This is a genomic window from Pseudomonas sp. FBF18 (assembly GCF_024261405.1).
Taxonomy (GTDB): Bacteria; Pseudomonadota; Gammaproteobacteria; order Pseudomonadales; family Pseudomonadaceae; genus Aquipseudomonas; species Aquipseudomonas palmensis.
Genome location: NZ_QKRS01000003.1, coordinates 148,626 through 166,910, shown reverse-complemented (window position 1 = coordinate 166,910; position 18,285 = coordinate 148,626). Strand labels below are relative to the sequence as shown.

Here is an 18,285-nt window from a genome sequence, read left to right as displayed (position 1 = left end):
AATGAACCGTGATGCCGTATCTTCGTCAAACATTATATCTGCCGGCTATGACCCAGGGAGTGAGACCTTAGAAATCGAGTTCAAAAGCGGAGCCGTTTACCAGTATTACAACGTGAGCGAGCATCTTTATGAACAATTCAAAGCAGCTCCTTCGAAGGGTCAATTTTTCCATACATACATTAAAGACGCGGTTCCTTTCTCAAGGGTTTGACTAGTATAATCGGGCTGCACAAAGTGCAGCCCGATTTCCCGATCAAATCAGAGACCAAGCTACTTGTACCAACCTTAACAGCTGTCTAAAATCTCTCTACCTACCAAAAACCGGCTCTACTCAGATGATCCGACTGCGCCCCGCTTACACCCTTATAGGAATATCTCTACCTGAACCATACCTGAAAGATACAATTTTCAGGTTAATTTTGCCTGCTTAAATCAAGTGTCAATTTCTCTCCTTACGCAACGCTTCCAGCTCCGCCGGAGTTAGCTTTTTCGTATTCGAATATCCCTGTAAATACCATGACAGGATAGAGGTTGACTTCCTAAAGCATTCCAGCACCTCAACCCAACTGAACTCAGGAAATTTTAAATCAGTCGCAGAAATTTCAAACTCGATATTTCCGACCTCATCTCCAATACCAGAGATAGAATCGATGATGTGCGAGCCTGAAAAATGCACATACCCACAGAGGTTTTTGTAAACATCAGGAAGCCACGGATACTCATCTTTATGAGTCTCAACGAGAAATGCATCTGATAGCTGTTGCTTTCCATCTCTTGCCTTTATCTTGTTGATTGGCGTCCCTTTCATTACATTGAGAGCAAATTCATGCGGATCGGGTACAAGCCAGGCGGCAGAGAATCGTAGAGCCGTGTCTATATGCATCCGCAACAGCGAGCGCGCACAAACCATATTCCATGTACGGACCATTGATGCAAGTGCACTTGAAGTACTAATACTTCGTTTTATGGCGGCAAAGACCATCCAGTCTAATGGATACATAGGGCTACCAGAAGGACCCATAACATCCATACCGAATCTAATTAACATATTCTTGTCCCGCTCCAGCTCCTGCAGCAGAGCTTCGACATTAATACTCTGCGGAGGGAATTTGTTATCCATACTTAAATTTCCACGATTGAAATTCTGGTCGACGCAGCCAGTCTACTAAAAGAAAATCGCGATAGGCGTTACTCCCCTAGACTAGCAGTAGATCCCCAAGCGCTTAGGAACTCACCGAGCACACCGGGATACTTTTAGGGATATAATGGCGCCACAAAGCAAAAAAACCTTAATAAAAACAATAACCTGATATGAAGTTCGACTCCTGGTGCCGCACCATCACAAGGTTGCAGAGACAATTTTCAGTGTTTCTGGAACCACGAAAAACACGCTTTGGCGGGTTCTTTCGTTTTTGACGTACTGTGTGCAGCGGCCCCTTCCTACGAAGCTGTAGCCACCGACAGTTCGATGCTTTAGCCGCCGTCCAAGCTGGCCGGGTGCCGCCGGCGATGGTAGCGGTATGGCAATACGCTGATCCACATAAAAGGAAAGCGCCGACCCCAGGGCATCTACCGCACCGAAAAGCGCTGCTTCAACCGTATCACCGGCACAGGCCATTACAGGCACGTCGGCGCACCTCACTTGTGGGCCACCGTCTCCCTCGTGCACGGCTACAGGGTAGTCGTCCTGAACCGGAGCCCAAATTGAAGCAGATTTCTCTTTGTGCCTTGATATTGCAGGGCGATTGTAGAGTGTGATGTAATGCATCACACTTTATCGATGATAAAGAGCTTTCAACACAAAGGCCTCAAGGCGTTTTACGAAACCGGCTCGACTCGAGGGATCCGGGCCGACCATGCCAAGCGGCTTGCGCGCCTGCTTCCATTTCTGGATCGCGCAACCTGTGCGGGCGACATCGACATGCCCGGTTGGAGGCTCCACCCGCTCAAAGGCGACTTGACCTTGTATTGGTCAGTGACCATCAGCGGAAACTGGAGGGTAATTTTCCGATTCGACGGCACAGACGTTGAACTGGTTGATTACCTCGACTACCACTGAGGAGTTCCCCAAATGGCCATGTTCAACCCCCCGCACCCAGGCGAAACCTTGCGCGAAGATGTGTTGCCCGCCCTGGATATAAAGGTGGCCGAGTTTGCACGTCGGCTCGGTTACGCCAGAGAAACACTGTCTCGAATCCTTCACGGCCATGCACCTGTCAGCCCGGACCTCGCCGTCCGGCTTGAGCGGGCCGGCATCGGCAAGGCTCGAACCTGGCTGGCCATTCAGGCTGACTGGGATCTGTGGCAGGCCGAGCATCGCGAACAACCTGTGATCGAGCGCTTTGCGTCTATCGCGTGATACTGAAAAAGCCGACGACGATGGTTTTCAGTTATCCACAAGCATGGCGCTCGAGCGCACGCTCAAGGTCAGCCAACTCAACACCTGCCCCCTCGCCGCACCTCGCGACACGCCTCGCGCAATCAACCCTCACCCGTAACCCTTCCCCTGTCAGATGCCCTGGATACTTGCCCAACATCAGCTCGAGCTACGTATCGCTCATGGGGTGGCAGCTGTACGCGAGTTGGCGGGCCTCTTCGCCGGCAAGGCCGGCTCCTACAAAGGACCACGCCGTCGGTAGGAGCCAGCCTTGCTGGCGAATGGCACCCCACGCTAGTGGGCGCTCTGCCCTTCAAGCAACGCCAGAATCCGCGGCCAACCGGCAATGCCTGCCAACGCCAGCGAAGTCTGGCCGTTGCCGTTGGGCAGCAACGGGTCAGCGCCATGACGCAACAGCGCATCCACCACCGTGTAATTGCCCGCCAGCACCTCGCGGTGCAGCATCAGCCATCCCTCGTCATCCGAGTCTCGGGCCACCTGCGGCTGTGCGCTCACGCCCTCCTCGATCTTGTCGCGCATGTTCAAGGCCATCGGGTGCTCGGTGCATTCCAGCACCGCCAGCGTCTGTTGGTCTTCAGCACGGTTCAACGTACGGGAGAGCAGCCAAGGCTGCTGACCTTCTGCAGCCGGGACGACTTCGACCAAACCCGGCTCACCGAAATCCATACCCCAGGCCTCATCGTGCTCCTGGCGCTCGTCTTCGGGCATGGCCGCGCGTATCGCATCGACGGTGAAGCCGCCGTATACATGGCCCTGGCGCACGTACATCCAGTCGTTCAGCAAGGCCAACGGCAGCGTCACAGGCTCCCAGGCCTTGAACGAGGTGGCCCAGCTTGGTTCATTCATCAGCACGCCGGTGATGGACTGCCCATCGAACTCGATCTCGCTCACCCACATGTTCTCGACGCTGGGTACCTCGGGGTCGTCGCTCTCGATGGGGAAGGACATTTTTACAGCCGCCATGTCCAGGCCCTTCACGATCCTGCGTGCCTCCCACGACAGCTCTCGCCAGAAATACTTGAACGTCGCCTGAGCACTGGCCACGGCGGCCTTGAACTCGTCGCTTTCGCCTTCAACACCGTAGATGATCTGTTCGGTCATAGGTAAATCGTTCCATCGCCTGGTTCACTGAAATGCTCAAGCCAGAGCACTTGCGGCCTGTGCCGCCACTTGAAAAACGGGAGCAGGATAACCTGATCCAGCGAACGTGGCAGCCTTGCCCCCAAGCCCCCGTTACGCTAAAAACCTGCACCCTTGGATACCACGCAAAAGGACAGGCCCAATGTTTGAAAACATCACTGTTACCGGCAGCCCGCTGGTGCTGTCCACAGACGCCGAAGTGGACCAGGCACAAGCTGTGCTGGGTACCCGCTTCCCCACTGGCTACCGCGAGTACGTCACGCAGTTCGGCGAAGGCATTCTTGGCGGCGTGTACGTGCGCATCTACCCGCCCCATCAACTGCTGCACGGCGAAAACAGCCAGGCCCAGTGGGTTGAGCGCATCAACCAGTACTGGTTCTGGGACGACGACAAGGAGCTGATGCCCAAGGAAAAGGCCTTGCAGTGCATCATCATTGGCGACACCTACGACGGCGACGAACTCATCATTCACCCCAGCGACCCGGAGCGCATCTATGTGCTGCCACGTCACAGTGAAGCCGCCCTCGTCGCGGGTAACGGGCTGGTGGAAGCGATCGAATGGCTGTGCAGTTCGAATGTGCTGACCGAAGCGTTCACCGAGCGCCACTTCGAACCGTTCGACAGTCGCGTACAGCCCTGACATGAAACGAATACCCAGGCGCACCCACGCCGGGTATTCGCCCGAACAATGAAATCCCGGTCGTCATCCAGAAAGACCCAACATCCGGCCATGGCTTGATCAAGCCCTGCACTTCGAATCGCTGGTAGCCGATGGTTTTTCAGTTACCCACAAGCATGGCGCTCGAGTGCAGTCTCAAGGTCAGCCAATTCAACACCTGCACCCTCACCGCACCTCGCGACACGCCCCGCGCAATCAACCCTCACCCGTAAGCCTTGCCCTGTGAGTTGCCCTGGATACTTGCGCAACATCAGCTCGACCTGCGTATCACTCAACCATGCCGCGCGGTCCAGGGACCAGCGCTGGTCCTGGAACTCGAACAGGCAGGCACCCGACACGGCATCGATAATCCGTGGCGGATACACCCAGTGCGAGTTGCCGGCTTCCCACGGCGCCGCCTCGATGCGATAGCGGCCGTCGGGTGAGGTGGATTGGGTTTCAAATGGGGTCATCGGCATCGCGCTCCGTGCATGATCGGAAAGTCTGTCACAACAGGGGCTGAACAGGTCGGCCCCTGTTGCTCCCTCTACGCAGTGGCCTTGCGATTGCCCATGCCGTCGAGCACCGCATCCACCAGCACCTTGGCTAATTCCGTCGAATGCAACGAAACCCACAGCAGAACTTTGCTGGTGGAGTCCTCGGGGTGCAAACAGGCTTTCTGGAGGGTGTCGAAGATGCCTCTGAGCAACAGCGAGGCATGCATCAGGGCGTCTTCTTCGGGTATGTCTGCGCGTACCAGGAAGAATGGGGCATGCCCGGTACAGAAGACACCAGTGTTGCAACGGGGAGAAGTCGGGGGATCGGGAACAAGTTTTTTCACGATGAAACTCCTGCTGGAAGGAGCCATCACCCACTGCGACCAAACAAATAGGTGACAGCTGTACGCAGGTTGGTCGACCGGATCAGCAGGCAAAACCGGCAGGCACGAATGCCTCCCACGTACAGCCGTCATAACTCGAGATAACTGGCGAACTAACGCCGTCACGTCGATTGACTGCATAGAATTGCGTACTGGTTTCGGGCGACCAAACCCGATCGCTGATGCTCAGCGACCGCAGGAGCCTAACGGCCTGCCTGAACCCCAGCAAGGCGCACCGCCCACGCAAAATCTGTCCGCATATTACAGTCCTTCAGACGTGTCTGGCCAAGCGTGTGTAAACGCAGCCCTGCGCCGCAGTGGACAGCCTCTTCGCCGGCAAGGCCGGCTCCTGCAGGGTGGCACCCACAAACGTACAAGCCAGCCGAAGGCTGGCCGTTTAACGTCACCTGCACACCACCTACCCACACTCGCAGGGGACACAATGGAAATCTTTCTCTACGCCTTCAGCGTGATGTACAGCCCCGGCCCGGTGAACGTGATGGGCCTGAACGCCGGCCTTACAGGCCAGTTCCGCCGCACCGCAGGCTTCTTCGTCGGCGTGGGCGGCGCAATGTTCGTGCTGTTCATCCTGTTCGGCTACACCGGCGAAGCCATCATCTCCAAGGCCGCGCTGCCCTACCTCGCCCTGGCCGGCGGGCTCTACACCAGCTACCTGGCCTTCAAGGTCTACACCGCCAGGGTCCAGCTCACCCAATCGTCCGATGCCCCCGCCAAGGCGCTGACCTTGTGGAACGGCTTTCTGATCCAGGCCCTCAACCCCAAGGGCATGATGGTGGTGCTGCCGATCACCAGCGTGATGTTCCCCGCCGCGCACCTCAGCGGCGCCAGCATCGCCGCCGTGTCGGCGCTGATAGCCCTGGGCGCTGCCGGGGCGCCGGGCCTCTACGCCTTGCTGGGCGCCGTGCTGGGCAAGCGCATCAGCAAAGAGGTGTACTTCAACCTGTTCAACCGCCTGATGGGCATCGCCCTGGCCGTGTGCGCCGCCTTCATGTTCCATGATTTCTACATTCACATTCAGGCAAACGCCGGCACGCTGTAACCTGTGTTGTCGCCGGCCTGACTCTATCGCTCGAAAGGTGAGCAGAATGCTCGATCTACCGTCACCGCAAGACTGGGTGAAACACGCCCCACCGTCCCCCAGGGTCGAACGCCTGGAGGCCTTCTTCAGCGCCCACGGTTTCGACCCGCACCGCCACGATACCTATGCCATCGGCCGCACCCTGGCCGGGGTGCAGAGCTTCAGCTACCGCGGCGCAAGCCGGCACAGCCTGCCGGGGGAGATCCTGGTGCTGCACCCGGACGAGGTCCACGACGGGCATGCGGGCTCGGCGTCGGGGTTTCGCTATCGCATGCTCTACCTCACCCCGGCGCTGGTGCAGGAGGTGCTCGGGGGCCAGCCGTTGCCGTTTCTCAAGGGCGGCATCTCCCGCGACCCGCGCCTGGCGGCCGCCACCCACGCGATGCTCGCGAGCATGGACGACAGGCTAGACCCGCTCGAAGAGGACGACGCGCTGCTGGGCCTGGTAAGCGCGCTGCAGGCCGTGTGCGGGCGCCCGGCATCAAGGCAGGCCCACGACTACGCCGCCGCCCGTCGTGCCCGCGAGTACATGGATGACAGCCTGGAGCAGCCCATCACCCTGGATGACCTGGCCGCCTGCGCCAACCGCGACCGCTGGAGCCTGTCCAAGGACTTTCGCGCCTACTTCGGCACCAGCCCCCACCGCTACCTGACCCTGCGCCGCCTCGACCGCTTCAAGGCCTCGGTGTTCGCCGGTCAGTGCCTGGCGGACGCAGCCGTAGAGGCCGGTTTCTTCGACCAGAGCCATATGTCCAGGCACTTCAAGAACGCCTACGGCATCACCCCCTCGCGCTGGTGCAAACCCTTGCTCGGGCGCCTTGATTGAGTTTGCGCACTGGCGGGCGGTGGGGTCGCCGACCTTGATATCCCCACCCCCATCCGTTATAGATAAAAAGGAAACCATAACGAAAAGAGGCCATTCCAGCCCCCCATGAACGAGATCACACGCATCTTTCGCCCTTCAGGCCCCCATTTTGCGCCCTGCGCTGATGGCTACGGGCCGAACACCGTCACCCCTTCCCCGCTCTCGACCCTGTTCCACGCACTGTCGATTCCGCCAGGCAACATCCTGCTGGCCCAGATGCGCAAGCGTCCCGTCCCTCCACCTGCACCGTAGCGCCTGAATTCCACCACCCTCGGCTTTTGCCGCTCGGGGTTGGGGAGCCTTTGCATTTTTTCAGCGTTCAACTGTTCAGGAATCTCTATGACTCTTCGTGTAGCCATCATCGGTGCCGGCCCGTCCGGCCTTGCGCAACTGCGTGCCTTCCAATCCGCCCATGCCCAGGGCGCCCCCATGCCCGAAATCGTCTGCTTCGAAAAGCAGGCCGACTGGGGCGGCATGTGGAACTACACCTGGCGCACCGGCCTCGACCAGCACGGCGAACCGGTGCACGGCAGCATGTACCGCTACCTGTGGTCCAACGGCCCCAAGGAATGCCTTGAATTCGCCGACTACAGCTTCGACGAACACTTCGGCCGGCCGATCTCCTCGTACCCGCCGCGCGAAGTGCTGTGGGACTACATCCAGGGCCGCGTGAAAAAAGCCGGGGTGCGCGACTACATCCGCTTCAACACCGCGGTCAAGAACGTCCGCTTCGATGAAACCACCCGCGAGTTCACCGTCAGCGCCTACGACTACAGCGCCGGGCAGGGCATCGAGCAGGTGTTCGATTACGTGGTGGTCGCCAGCGGGCACTTCTCCACGCCGCACGTGCCGGAATTCGAAGGGTTCGAGCGCTTCGCCGGGCGCATCCTGCACGCCCACGACTTTCGCGAGGCGATGGAGTTCAAGGGCCAGGACCTGCTCATCGTCGGCAGCAGCTACTCGGCCGAAGACATCGGCTCGCAGTGCTACAAGTACGGCGCGCGCTCGATCACCACGGCCTACCGCACCCAGCCGATGGGCTACAAATGGCCCAAGGGCTGGGAGGAGCGCCCGCAGCTGGTGCGTGTCGAGGGCAACCTGGCGTTCTTCGCCGACGGCTCGAACAAGCGCGTGGATGCGATCATCCTGTGCACCGGCTACCAGCATCACTTCCCGTTCCTGCCCGACGAACTGACCCTCAAGACCAACAACCGCCTGTGGCCAACCGGCCTGTACCAGGGCGTGGTGTGGGAGCAGAACCCGCAGCTGATCTACCTGGGCATGCAGGACCTGTGGTACAGCTTCAACCTGTTCGACGCCCAGGCCTGGTTCGCCCGCGACTACATGCTGGGGCGCATCAAGTTGCCGGCCAAGGCCGACATGCAGGCCGACAGTGCCAGCTGGCGCGCCGATGAAGAGGCCCTGGACACCACCGCCTCGATGTACGAATTCCAGGGCCGCTACATCAAGCACCTGATCGCGCAGACCGACTACCCCAGCTTCGATATCGATGCCGTGAACCGCATCTTCCTCAAGTGGAAGAGCGACAAGAAGAGCGACATCATGGGCTATCGCGACAAGTCGTACCGTTCGGTGATCACCGGCACGGCAGCGGTGCCGCACCATACGCGGTGGCTGAAGGCGATGGACGATTCGCTGGAGGAGTACCTGCGCGAAACGGACGGCAAGAAGGGCGAAGTGAAAGCACTGCGCGGGTAGCCCCGCCCACGCCCGAAACCGGTGCCCCCACAAGACCGGCCCTTGCCGGCGCGGCCTCTACTGCGGGCACTGGTAACCGGTTTGCCCCCGCTGCAGGCCGATGACCTCGCGATGCACCTGGCTGGGCCCGTAGTCGGCATTCCAGCCACGGCGTTCGGCCACCGGCTGCGGCGTATAGCCGTCCTTGCAGGCCAGCAGGTGGAGCATCACGTTCGCCTCGCCCATCAGCGGCTCCAGCTTGAGGGTGCGCCTGGGCGCCAGTTGTACCCTCCCCTGCGCGTCGCTGCGGGCCACCACCACCCCTGCATCAATAATGCTCACCCCGGCCAGTGGCTGCCGGGTGTGCTGATCGACGACCGTGGTGTCGAGCCCGTCGTGCACGATCACCGAGCGCGGCATGCAGCCTTGCAGCAGCAACAGCGCGGGCAAAGCGGTGTACCTCCACCAGCGGAATCGGACTGTCATGGCAAGCTCCTGCAAGGCCTGAAACACGGCAGTCTACTTGCGTAACCGGATTTGTGCAGAAGCGTCGAGATCGACACGCAGGTGCCTTTCCGTCGCCCGTGGCGCTCACGTATCATCCGCCCCCTGCCCCGGCCCACATGGACGTCCGATGACCCCCGCCGCCCGCCTGTTCACCCTGCTGGCTTCCAGCACCCTGCTTGCCCTTGCCCTGCACACTCCGGCCGCCGTCGCCGCCGGCTTCGATTGCAGCAAGGCACGCACCCTCATTGAAAAGTCGGTGTGCGACACGCCAACGCTGTCGGCCAAGGACGACCAGCTCAACGCGCTGTACAAGCCACTGATGACCCGGCGCATCTATCGCGAACTGGAAACCCGTTGGGTAAACGAGGTGCGCGACCGCTGCCAGACCGCCACCTGCCTTGAGCGCGCCTACGACCTGCAGATCCGCAACCTGACCGCGCTGCCGCCACCGCCCGTGCCCGGCCTGCGCGACGCGGTGCCGCTGCCCCAGGGCAGCGCCTACCGTACCCTGCAGGACGAGCCGTGGCCGCGCTTTGCGCTGGCGGCTATCCCGGACATGTACCCCGATTCGCTGGCCCAGCTGATCGATGTGGGCATCAAGGACGGCGTGCTGTACGCACTGCTCTACGTGGCAAATTCGTCCGACGGCCCCGGCTACAACCAGGACAACTGGTCGGTGCAGCCGTCTTCGGGCGTGCTGCTCGAATACGCCGACAACCGCCCCGGCCTGCATGTGATCGACCGCGACGTGCGCTTTGCCGGCTGGCGCATCAGCGAGCTGATGGACCAGGGTGAACGCTATGCCGGCATCCAGGACGGCGCGTTCTACTACCGCCAGCGCACCGAGGGCGAGCTGCAGCAGGCCATGGTCTACACCCTGGGCAGCCGCCAGCCGCCGCAGGCCACCACCACGGTGTTCCACGCCCAGTCGCGCACGCTGCGCTTTGCCAAGGCAAGGGTGCTGGGCAACATGAACGACGAGAACAGCGACCTGCGCCTGAACTACGAACACGCCCTGCCGCGCCCCGCCAGCGAAACCGTGCTCGACCCCGAGAGCGGCGGTTGGAGCCTGTCCAACCTGGCCTGGAGCGAGCGCCGCCAGGTGCTGTACTTCGAGAACAGCGGCGCCATGGCCTGCATCTGGCGGGTCGACCTGAGCGGCAAGGTGCTGTCCAAGATCGTGCCCGAACACACGGCCGGGCAACCGCTGGCGGTGGAGCTCGACGGCCGTGAGGCGATCATGTACGTCGAGCACGACCAGTTGATGTTCGCCCTGTCGCCCGACCTGTAAGGACACCCCCATGCACACCGTGACCCGCCTGCTCACCCTGCCCGCCTTGCTGGCCCTGGCCCTGCACGCGCCGGTGGCCTCGGCCGCCGGTTTCGATTGCAGCAGGGCCAACACGATTCTGGAAACCGCGATTTGCAACACGCCCTCGCTGTCGGCCAAGGACGACCAGCTGAATGCGCTGTACACCCCGCTCAAGGCGCAGAAGATATTCCGCGAGCTGGAAACCGACTGGCTGAAGAACGTGCGTAACCAGTGCAAGACCCCCGAGTGCCTGGAGAGCGCCTACGACCGCCAGATCCGCCGGCTGACCGCCGTGCCGGCACCGGCGCCGGTTGCCTCCGACAGCCTCGCACCTCTGCCCAAGGGCGAGGTGTACGCAAAGGTCGAGGACGCGCCGTGGCAGCGCTTTGCCTTGGCCCCGTTCATCGGCATGAGCGAGGACTCGGTGGCGCAACTGATCGATGTGACCGTCAAGGACGGCGTACTGCACGCGTTCGTGTACGTCTCCGGCGACCCTGACGGGCCCACCTACGTGCAGGACAAACACGTGATGCGGGCCACCTCCGGTACCCTGCTCGAATACGCCGACGATCACCCCGGCTGGCATGTGATCGCGCGCAACGTGCGCTTTGCCGGCTGGTCCCACAGCGGCTTCAACGACCAGCGCGAGCGCTATGCCGGGGTGCAGGACGGCGCGTTCTACTACCGCCAGCGCAGCAACGGCGAGCTGGAGCAGTCGATGGTGTATGCCGTGGGCAGCCAGCAGCCGCCGCAACCGACCACCCAGGGCTATCACGCCGGCTCCAACACCGTGCGCTTTGCCAAGGCGCGTGTGCTCGAAGACCTCAACGTGGCCAACGACCAGTTGCGCCTGGCCTACGAAAGCGACGGCAACTCGCGCGGCTACGAGAGCGTGATGGCGCCCGACTCCAGTGGCTGGAGCCTGGTCAACCCGACCTGGAGCGAACACCGCCCGGTGCTGTACTTCGACAACAGTGGCGGCATGGCCTGCGTCTGGCGGGTCGACCTGGTGAACAAGGTGCTGTCCAAGGTCGTGCCCGAGCACGAGGCGGTGTCGGCCCGCCCGGTGGACATCAATGGCCGCGAAGCGCTGGTGTATGTGCAGGAGAACCAGCTGATGTTCGCCATCGCCCCGGATCAGTAACCCTGTGGCAACGCTCGGGCCCGCCAGCGCCCGAGCAGCCGGCCTACGCTCACCAGCCAGTTGAGCAGCGCCACGCACAGCACGCTGAGCAGCAGCGCATGCGGGCCGCCCTGCACGATCAGGGTGCCGGCCAGCAGCGGGAAGCCGAACACGCCGATGAAGTACCCCAGGCTGAACAGCAGCAGTGCCTGCGGCGTGTAGCCGGTGGGCGCTTCGTTGGCCGCCAGGCCGTTGATCACCGAATAGTTGAGCCCGTAACCCACCCCCAGCAACGCCGCCGCCAGCAGGTAGCTGAGGGCGTCCTGCACCCACCAGCCCAGTGCGATGACGGCCAGCACCATCAGCCCGGTCAGCAGGCACGAGGTGCGGTAGGCGTCATGCCGCACTACCCAGCCGGCGATCAGCAGCCGGCAGCCGATGGCGGCGAGCATGAAGCCGACGAAGAACAGCGAATAGTCCAGCCCGCGACTGGCCGCGTAGGTGGTCTGAAAGCTGCCCAGCCCGCCGAACACCGCGCCGCCCAGGCCCACCATCAGGATCGGCCAGCGCGCCGACGAGCGCAGCACCTGGATGCCGGCGTGGCGGCTGATGCGGGCGCTGGCCGCCTGTGCCGGGTGCTGGCGGGCCAGCCAGGCGAAGACCAGCATACCCACAGCGGCGGCCAGGGCGGCGGTGTAGAACGCGGTTTCCAGTGGCAGGTGCAGCAGCGAGGCGAGCTTGCCGGCCAGCGGGCCGGAGCCGATGCCGCTCATCATGCTGCCTGACAGCAGCGCGAAGCAGTGGGTGCGCCGGGCCGGCTCGACCAGCGCGGCAACCAGGATCGGGCCCAGGGTGTAGAACGCGCCCCAGCCCAGGCCCAGCAGCAGGCCGCACAGCCACAGGCTGAAGTCGACACCGGGTACCAGGGCAAAGCCCAGGCAGGCGCCGATCAGGCACAGCGCCGACTGCGCGATGGCGCGGGCGGTGCCGAGCCAGTCGGCGAGATGGCCGCTGCCGAGCACGGCGATCACGGTGCTGAGCATGGCGATGGCGATGATGCTGCCGGCGTCCTGTTCATTGCCACCTCGGGAAGTGACCAGCAGCGAGAGCAGAAAGGTCGAGCCGTAGGACAGCGACAGCAGGTAGCTGGCCAGGCACAGCAGGCCGAAATGTGGGGTGGTTGTTTTTGTCATGGTGGGTCCGCCGATGGGTATGGCTGTTTTAGCATGGGGATTGGCGGTGGCAGTTGTGGATGTACCGGAGTTGGGATCTGTGCCGACCGGACTAACGCATCGCGGGTCAAGCCCGCTCCCACAAGGATCCCCGCTGTCCTTGTGGGAGCGGGCTTGACCCGCGAAGGGGCCGAAGGGTTCAGCGCCAGCCCACCCGCCCGATCAACATGAACACCGCCTGAAACCCCAGAATCAGCACCACGCACCCGGTCCAGCCCCACTGCTGCCACAGCACCGCCGGCAACAGCGCGCCGGCACTCCCGCCCAGGTAGTAGCAGGTCAGGTAGCGCCCGATTGCCCCGGCCTTGTTCGCGCCGGCCGTGGTCGCAATGAAAGTGTTGGCCGCCGCCTGCGCCAGGAACACCCCCGTCGAGCTCAACGCCAGCCCCAGCACGATCACCCACAGCGTGGGCACAAGCGTCAGGCCGATGCCCACCGCGCCGACAACGCCCGCCACCATCAGCAGGTGCAACGGCGGGCGAGCCCTGGCCAGGCGGCCGGCAATCGGCGTGACCACCAGCGCCAGCAGAAACACCGCATAGATCGACCCCAGCGCCGCCGCCCCCAGCCCGAACGGCGCCCGGCTCAGGTGCAGCCCCACATAGGTGAACGACGCCACCTGCGAAAACAGCACGCAGAACCCCACCGCGCACGCCGACCACAATGGCCAGCCAAACCGTGGCGGCGCACTGGCCCTGCGTGTGCTCGCCGGCACCGGTTCGAGCACCAGCAGCCAGCGAATCCCCAGCCCCATCAGCAGCACCACCAGCGCCAGCACCTCGAACGCTTCGCGCCAGCCCCAGTACTCGGTCACCCACGCCACCACGAAGCGCCCGGCAAAGCCGCCCAGGATGGTGCCGGTCACGTACAGGCTGGTGACCTCGGTCACGCTCGCGCCCTGCCACCGCTCACCAATCAGCGCCACGCTGCAGGCGAAGATCACCGGTATCAGCAAGCCCTGCACCGCCCGCCACAGCAGCAGCTCGGCAAAGCTGCCCACCGTGGCCATCAGCAGCACCGGGGTGGCCAGCAGCAACGCCGCCACCACGATCAGCGTCACCGGCGACCAGCGCCGCGCCAGCCAGCCGACCCAGGGCGCAGTCAACGCCACCATCAGGGTGGTGATGGTCAGGCTCCAGCTCACCTGGCCAATGTGCACGGCAAACTGCCGGGCCAGTTGCGCGAGGATGCCCTGGGTGGCGTACAAGGGGAGGAACGCCGCGCAGCCGCACAACAACATCGCGACCCGCGCAGCCGAAGAAGGCGCCTGCATGGCAAAACTCGTTAAAGTGTGTGGCGCCCTTTATACGGCGCCCCACTCGCCCCGGGCCAATACCGATTTCGGACCGATCGATACCTCAAGGTGCACCATGCTCGACCTCCGCAAACTGCGCTATTTCCTGGCCGTGGCCCAGGCCCTGCATTTCGGCCGCGCCGCCCAGGCCCTGCACCTGGCCCAGCCCGCGCTGACCCGGCAGATCTCGGCGCTGGAAGCCCAGCTGGGGTTCAGCCTGTTCGAGCGCAGCAGCCGCAACGTCAGCCTCACCGTGCAGGGCCAGGCCTTCGTGCCCTATGCACGCAACGTGATCGAGCAACTGGCGCTGGCCGAAACCATGGCCGCCAGGCTCGCCAGCGGCATGGCCGGCCACCTGAGCCTGGGCTATGCCAGCTCCGTAGCCCTGAGCGACCGCTTTACCCAGGCCATCCAGCGCTTCGCCCAGGCCTTCCCCGAGGTGCAGTTGAACCTGATCGAACAGGCGTCGATGAACCAGTGGGCGCAGCTGCGCGACGGCACCCTGGACATCGGCCTGAGCCGCCTGCCGCCCCCCGCCGAGCACAACCTGCACACCGACACCCTGGAGCACGAACCCCTGCTGCTGGCGCTGCCGGTCAGCGACCCGCTCAGTGACCAGGCGCAGGTCAGCCTGGCGCAGTTGCAGCAGCGCCCGGTGATCCTCTACCCCGAGCAGCACGGCACCGGCCTCAACCTGGCCATCGAGACCCTGTTCGCCAACGCCGGCCTGCCGTTGCACCGCGGCCCCAGCGGCCAGCAGACCACCACCATCATCGCCCTGGTCGCCGCCGGCCAGGGCGTGGCGGTGGTGCCGGCCTGCACCAGCGCGCTGGAACGCAAGGGCGTGTGCTACCGCCCGCTGAGCGATGTCGATGCACACATCGCGCTGCATGCCATCAGCCGCCGGCACGGCCGTTCGCGGGCGGCCGAGGCGTTCCTGGCGATCATCAACCAGCCGGGCCCATGAGCCCCGGCGCCTGGCAAGCACGGCGCGGATAAAACTGTTTTACCGAAACCACGGGTTTTCCGCCGCGGTGCTTTGCCTATCCTAGGCGCGACAAACACCATCAGCGGAAGTTCATGCGCCTCTCGTTTCCCAGCCGTTATGCCTGCCTGGCGGCGTGCCTCACGTTCAGCCTGGCCAGCCTGCCGTTTCTTGCCACTCACGCCTGGCTCTGGCCATTGACCCTGATCGGCACGCTGCTCTCGCTGGTGGGCCTGAACGACCTGCGCCAGCGCCAGCACGCAGTGCGGCGCAACTACCCGATCCTGGGCAACCTGCGCTACCTGATCGAGACCATCCGACCCGAGATCCGCCAGTACCTGCTCGAAGGCGACGACGACAAGCTGCCCTTCTCCCGCGCGCAGCGCTCGCTGGTGTACGCACGGGCCAAGAACGAAAGCGCCGAGAAAGCCTTCGGCACGCTCAATGACGTGTACCGCCCGGGCTTCGAGTTCATCAGCCATTCGATGCTGCCGGTCAACACCCCCGACCCGGCCTCGTTTCGCATCGCCATCGGCGGCCCGCAATGCCGCCAGCCTTACTCGGCGTCGATCTTCAACATTTCGGCCATGAGCTTCGGCGCCCTCAGCGCCAACGCCATCGGCGCGCTGAACAAGGGCGCCAGCCTTGGCCGTTTTGCCCACGACACCGGCGAGGGCAGCATCAGCCCCTACCACCGCGAACATGGCGGCGACCTGATCTGGGAAATCGGCAGCGGCTATTTCGGCTGCCGCGACGCCCACGGCCGCTTCGACCCGCAGCGCTTCGCCGAACAGGCCCGCGACCCGCAGGTGAAGATGATCGAGATCAAGCTCAGCCAGGGCGCCAAGCCCGGCCACGGCGGCATCCTGCCGGGGCACAAGGTGAGCGCCGAGATCGCCGCCACGCGCGGTGTGGCGCCCGGCGAAGACTGCATCTCGCCCGCCGCCCACAGCGCCTTCAGCACGCCGGTGGGGTTGCTCGAGTTCGTGGCGCAGTTGCGCGAGCTGTCCGGCGGCAAACCGGTGGGCTTCAAGTTCTGCCTGGGCCACCCCTGGGAGTTCATGGGCATCGCCAAGGCCATGCTGGCCACCCAGATCGTGCCCGACTTCATCGTGGTCGACGGCAAGGAAGGGGGCACCGGCGCTGCGCCACGCGAATTCAGCGACAACATCGGCGTGCCCATGCGCGAGGGCCTGATGTTCGTGCACAACACCCTGGTGGGCCTGAACCTGCGCCACAAGGTGCGCATCGGCGCCGCCGGCAAGATCGTCAGCGCGTTCGACATCGCCGGCGTGCTGGCCCTGGGCGCCGACTGGGTGAACTCGGCGCGCGGCTTCATGTTCGCCATCGGCTGCATCCAGTCACAAAGCTGCCACACCAACCAGTGCCCCACCGGCGTGGCCACCCAGGACCCGTTGCGCCAGCGTGCACTGGTGGTGCCCGACAAGGCCGAACGGGTGTTCAGCTTTCATCGCAATACCCTGCATGCGCTGGCCGAGATGCTCGCGGCCGCCGGTCTCGAGCACCCCAGCGAACTCAAGCCCAAGCACCTGGTGCGCCGCGTCAGCGCCAGCGAGATCCGGCTGTTTTCGCAGTTGCACGTGTTCCTCAAGCCCGGCGAATTGCTCAGCGGCTCGATCGATAGCGAATTCTATGCACGGATGTGGCGGATGGCCCGCAGCGACAGCTTCGCGCCGCAACTGCAGGATGCGCCCGTGGCGCCGGCGAATGCGGTACGCCGAAAACAAACAACCCCGGCCTAGGCCGGGGTTGTTTGAAGGTCGAATCGATCAGAGGATGCTGATCGGGTACTCGACGAATACGCGGACTTCGTTGCCGTCTGCGGTGTAGTCTATAGCGTTGAGGTTGTTGGTGCCACGCAGGAACGAGCTACGCAGTTTGACGGACAGGTCCTTGGCAGGGCCTTCCTGAACCACGTACTTGAACTGGTTGAAGATTTCGCGCTCTTTGCCTTCGCCGAAGCCGTGGGTGTTGATGTTGTCACCCGCTACGTATGCAAAGTTGTAGGTCAGACCCGGTACGCCGAAGGCGCTGAAGTCCAGGCCGTAGCCGATCTGCCACGAACGCTCGTCTTCGGCGTTGAAGTCGGACCAGTAGGAGTTGGCCAGGAAGATGGTCGAACCACCGTCACCCACGCCGCGGCGGTTCTGGTACCAGCCGTACTGGTAGCCGGTGTCGCCGGTGTTGCGCTGGTGCGCCAGGGTGATCGAGTGCGGGCCGAAGGCGTAGGTGGCCGCCAGGCTCCAGATGGTGTTGCGGTCACCGGTCAAGCCTGCACGGTTGACGTACTTCTTGTCGATGTCCGACTTGTAGCCGTTGAAATCCAGGGTCAGCGACTGGTCGTCGGAGATGGCGTGGACGTAGTTCAGGCCCAGGTAGTGCTTCTTCAGTACGTCTTCGACGTCGGAGGTGTACAGCGCACCGGTGAAATTCTCGGTGAACTGGTACTTGCCGCCGAACACGTTGATCGACTTCAGACCACCGCTATCGCGACCTTCGGCGCTCTTGCGCGCTTCCTGGGTGTAGCGACCGGCGTTCAGTTCCAGGCCCTTGATCTCCTTGGAGGTGATCGATGTGCCAGTGAAGCTCTCTGGCAGCAGGCGGCCGTCGTCATAGTTCAGCACTGGCAGGGTCGGCATCTGGTCGCCGTATGCCAGTACGGTATTGGAGACGCGGAACTTGATCGCAGCACCGGCACGCGCCAGGTTGTGCGGGGAGTTGCTCGGTTCGGTATCGCTTGGCTTGAAGAAGTCGATACCGGCGCCGCCGTTACGACCCTTGCCGCCGTCCAGGCGGATGGCATACAGGCCGAAGGCGTCGACGCCCACGCCCACGGTGCCCTGGGTGAAGCCCGACGAGAACTTGCCGATGAAGGCCTGGCCCCACTCGGACTGGTCACTGCTGCCATGCTTCTTGTCACGATTGATGAACGCGTTGCGCAGCAGAACGCTGGCCTTGCTGTCTTCCTGGAAACCGTTCGACGCGGCCTGGTCGTTGGCCATTGCCTGAGTCGCCGCCATAAGCCCCAGCGCGATCAGACTGATCCGTGTTTTCAACATGTTATTTTCCTTAT

The 18,285-nt window shown here is 63.0% G+C and carries 19 protein-coding genes; 11 read left to right on the top strand and 8 right to left on the bottom strand.

Features of this window, described 5'->3' with window-relative positions; genetic code table 11:
- The first annotated feature begins 1 nt into the window (after position 1).
- On the top strand, positions 2-211 hold the full coding sequence (locus tag DN387_RS06715; RefSeq protein ID WP_082405765.1) for a KTSC domain-containing protein: 210 nt from the start codon (positions 2-4) through the stop codon (positions 209-211).
- A gap of 228 nt (positions 212-439) precedes the next feature.
- Here DN387_RS06715 and DN387_RS06710 read toward each other — a convergent pair whose 3' ends face one another.
- A complete protein-coding gene (locus DN387_RS06710; RefSeq protein ID WP_236171637.1) occupies positions 440-1,120 on the bottom strand; it encodes a hypothetical protein in 681 nt (226 codons plus the stop codon).
- A gap of 660 nt (positions 1,121-1,780) precedes the next feature.
- Between DN387_RS06710 and DN387_RS06705 the strand changes: the two genes are divergently transcribed.
- Positions 1,781-2,059: a type II toxin-antitoxin system RelE/ParE family toxin gene (locus tag DN387_RS06705; RefSeq protein ID WP_043859809.1), complete on the top strand. Its 279-nt coding sequence runs from the start codon at positions 1,781-1,783 to the stop codon at positions 2,057-2,059.
- Positions 2,060-2,071: 12 nt separating this feature from the next.
- Positions 2,072-2,359 (top strand): HigA family addiction module antitoxin, encoded by a 288-nt coding sequence (locus tag DN387_RS06700; protein ID WP_043859808.1) that lies wholly within the window; start codon positions 2,072-2,074, stop codon positions 2,357-2,359.
- Between the two features lie 312 nt (positions 2,360-2,671).
- Here the strand turns inward: DN387_RS06700 and DN387_RS06695 are convergent, their stop codons facing one another.
- Positions 2,672-3,499, bottom strand: coding sequence for a DUF2314 domain-containing protein (locus DN387_RS06695; RefSeq protein ID WP_054915943.1), 828 nt, complete (start codon positions 3,497-3,499; stop codon positions 2,672-2,674).
- A gap of 181 nt (positions 3,500-3,680) precedes the next feature.
- Here DN387_RS06695 and DN387_RS06690 point away from each other — a divergent pair, with 181 nt between their 5' ends.
- Complete coding sequence (locus DN387_RS06690) at positions 3,681-4,178, top strand: SMI1/KNR4 family protein (RefSeq protein ID WP_054915942.1); 498 nt, start codon at positions 3,681-3,683, stop codon at positions 4,176-4,178.
- Positions 4,179-4,321: 143 nt separating this feature from the next.
- On the opposite strand, the gene DN387_RS06685 is transcribed toward DN387_RS06690, so the two are convergent.
- Entirely contained in the window at positions 4,322-4,669 is a 348-nt protein-coding gene (locus DN387_RS06685; protein ID WP_082405772.1) for a hypothetical protein, read from the bottom strand.
- A gap of 74 nt (positions 4,670-4,743) precedes the next feature.
- On the bottom strand, positions 4,744-5,037 hold the full coding sequence (locus DN387_RS06680) for a DUF3077 domain-containing protein (protein WP_082405771.1): 294 nt from the start codon (positions 5,035-5,037) through the stop codon (positions 4,744-4,746).
- A 481-nt stretch (positions 5,038-5,518) separates the two neighbouring features.
- On the opposite strand from DN387_RS06680, the gene DN387_RS06675 reads away from it, so the two are divergent.
- From DN387_RS06675 to DN387_RS06665, 3 genes are all read left to right on the top strand, one after another.
- Positions 5,519-6,136, top strand: a complete 618-nt coding sequence (locus DN387_RS06675; protein ID WP_236171635.1) for a LysE family translocator — start codon at positions 5,519-5,521, stop codon at positions 6,134-6,136.
- Positions 6,137-6,182: 46 nt separating this feature from the next.
- Positions 6,183-7,001: an AraC family transcriptional regulator gene (locus DN387_RS06670; RefSeq protein WP_054915940.1), complete on the top strand. Its 819-nt coding sequence runs from the start codon at positions 6,183-6,185 to the stop codon at positions 6,999-7,001.
- A 378-nt stretch (positions 7,002-7,379) separates the two neighbouring features.
- Positions 7,380-8,759: an NAD(P)-binding domain-containing protein gene (locus tag DN387_RS06665; protein ID WP_054915939.1), complete on the top strand. Its 1,380-nt coding sequence runs from the start codon at positions 7,380-7,382 to the stop codon at positions 8,757-8,759.
- Between the two features lie 57 nt (positions 8,760-8,816).
- Here DN387_RS06665 and DN387_RS06660 read toward each other — a convergent pair whose 3' ends face one another.
- Positions 8,817-9,224, bottom strand: coding sequence for a hypothetical protein (locus DN387_RS06660; RefSeq protein WP_156326236.1), 408 nt, complete (start codon positions 9,222-9,224; stop codon positions 8,817-8,819).
- Positions 9,225-9,372: 148 nt separating this feature from the next.
- On the opposite strand from DN387_RS06660, the gene DN387_RS06655 reads away from it, so the two are divergent.
- Together DN387_RS06655 and DN387_RS06650 are read left to right on the top strand one after the other, a co-directional pair.
- On the top strand, positions 9,373-10,536 hold the full coding sequence (locus DN387_RS06655; protein WP_054915937.1) for a lysozyme inhibitor LprI family protein: 1,164 nt from the start codon (positions 9,373-9,375) through the stop codon (positions 10,534-10,536).
- A gap of 10 nt (positions 10,537-10,546) precedes the next feature.
- Positions 10,547-11,701, top strand: coding sequence for a lysozyme inhibitor LprI family protein (locus tag DN387_RS06650; protein ID WP_054915936.1), 1,155 nt, complete (start codon positions 10,547-10,549; stop codon positions 11,699-11,701).
- Here DN387_RS06650 and DN387_RS06645 read toward each other — a convergent pair.
- Positions 11,695-12,873, bottom strand: a complete 1,179-nt coding sequence (locus DN387_RS06645) for an MFS transporter (RefSeq protein ID WP_043861666.1) — start codon at positions 12,871-12,873, stop codon at positions 11,695-11,697. The two genes, DN387_RS06650 and DN387_RS06645, sit on opposite strands and share 7 nt — an antisense overlap.
- A 178-nt stretch (positions 12,874-13,051) precedes the next feature.
- Complete coding sequence (locus tag DN387_RS06640) at positions 13,052-14,185, bottom strand: MFS transporter (protein ID WP_054915935.1); 1,134 nt, start codon at positions 14,183-14,185, stop codon at positions 13,052-13,054.
- A gap of 97 nt (positions 14,186-14,282) precedes the next feature.
- Here DN387_RS06640 and DN387_RS06635 point away from each other — a divergent pair, with 97 nt between their 5' ends.
- Positions 14,283-15,173 (top strand): LysR family transcriptional regulator, encoded by an 891-nt coding sequence (locus DN387_RS06635; RefSeq protein ID WP_054915934.1) that lies wholly within the window; start codon positions 14,283-14,285, stop codon positions 15,171-15,173.
- Between the two features lie 113 nt (positions 15,174-15,286).
- Positions 15,287-16,954 (top strand): FMN-binding glutamate synthase family protein, encoded by a 1,668-nt coding sequence (locus DN387_RS06630; protein WP_054915933.1) that lies wholly within the window; start codon positions 15,287-15,289, stop codon positions 16,952-16,954.
- Positions 16,955-16,981: 27 nt separating this feature from the next.
- On the opposite strand, the gene DN387_RS06625 is transcribed toward DN387_RS06630, so the two are convergent.
- Entirely contained in the window at positions 16,982-18,271 is a 1,290-nt protein-coding gene (locus tag DN387_RS06625) for an OprD family porin (RefSeq protein ID WP_043861662.1), read from the bottom strand.
- Positions 18,272-18,285: the final 14 nt, after the last annotated feature.

Coding starts and splice junctions, on each gene's coding strand:
- DN387_RS06715 (WP_082405765.1), top strand. CDS start 2: ATGAACCGTGATGCCGTATCTTCGTCAAACATTATATCTGCCGGCTAT.
- DN387_RS06710 (WP_236171637.1), bottom strand. CDS start 1,120: ATGGATAACAAATTCCCTCCGCAGAGTATTAATGTCGAAGCTCTGCTG.
- DN387_RS06705 (WP_043859809.1), top strand. CDS start 1,781: ATGATAAAGAGCTTTCAACACAAAGGCCTCAAGGCGTTTTACGAAACC.
- DN387_RS06700 (WP_043859808.1), top strand. CDS start 2,072: ATGGCCATGTTCAACCCCCCGCACCCAGGCGAAACCTTGCGCGAAGAT.
- DN387_RS06695 (WP_054915943.1), bottom strand. CDS start 3,499: ATGACCGAACAGATCATCTACGGTGTTGAAGGCGAAAGCGACGAGTTC.
- DN387_RS06690 (WP_054915942.1), top strand. CDS start 3,681: ATGTTTGAAAACATCACTGTTACCGGCAGCCCGCTGGTGCTGTCCACA.
- DN387_RS06685 (WP_082405772.1), bottom strand. CDS start 4,669: ATGACCCCATTTGAAACCCAATCCACCTCACCCGACGGCCGCTATCGC.
- DN387_RS06675 (WP_236171635.1), top strand. CDS start 5,519: ATGGAAATCTTTCTCTACGCCTTCAGCGTGATGTACAGCCCCGGCCCG.
- DN387_RS06670 (WP_054915940.1), top strand. CDS start 6,183: ATGCTCGATCTACCGTCACCGCAAGACTGGGTGAAACACGCCCCACCG.
- DN387_RS06665 (WP_054915939.1), top strand. CDS start 7,380: ATGACTCTTCGTGTAGCCATCATCGGTGCCGGCCCGTCCGGCCTTGCG.
- DN387_RS06660 (WP_156326236.1), bottom strand. CDS start 9,224: ATGACAGTCCGATTCCGCTGGTGGAGGTACACCGCTTTGCCCGCGCTG.
- DN387_RS06655 (WP_054915937.1), top strand. CDS start 9,373: ATGACCCCCGCCGCCCGCCTGTTCACCCTGCTGGCTTCCAGCACCCTG.
- DN387_RS06650 (WP_054915936.1), top strand. CDS start 10,547: ATGCACACCGTGACCCGCCTGCTCACCCTGCCCGCCTTGCTGGCCCTG.
- DN387_RS06645 (WP_043861666.1), bottom strand. CDS start 12,873: ATGACAAAAACAACCACCCCACATTTCGGCCTGCTGTGCCTGGCCAGC.
- DN387_RS06640 (WP_054915935.1), bottom strand. CDS start 14,185: ATGCAGGCGCCTTCTTCGGCTGCGCGGGTCGCGATGTTGTTGTGCGGC.
- DN387_RS06635 (WP_054915934.1), top strand. CDS start 14,283: ATGCTCGACCTCCGCAAACTGCGCTATTTCCTGGCCGTGGCCCAGGCC.
- DN387_RS06630 (WP_054915933.1), top strand. CDS start 15,287: ATGCGCCTCTCGTTTCCCAGCCGTTATGCCTGCCTGGCGGCGTGCCTC.
- DN387_RS06625 (WP_043861662.1), bottom strand. CDS start 18,271: ATGTTGAAAACACGGATCAGTCTGATCGCGCTGGGGCTTATGGCGGCG.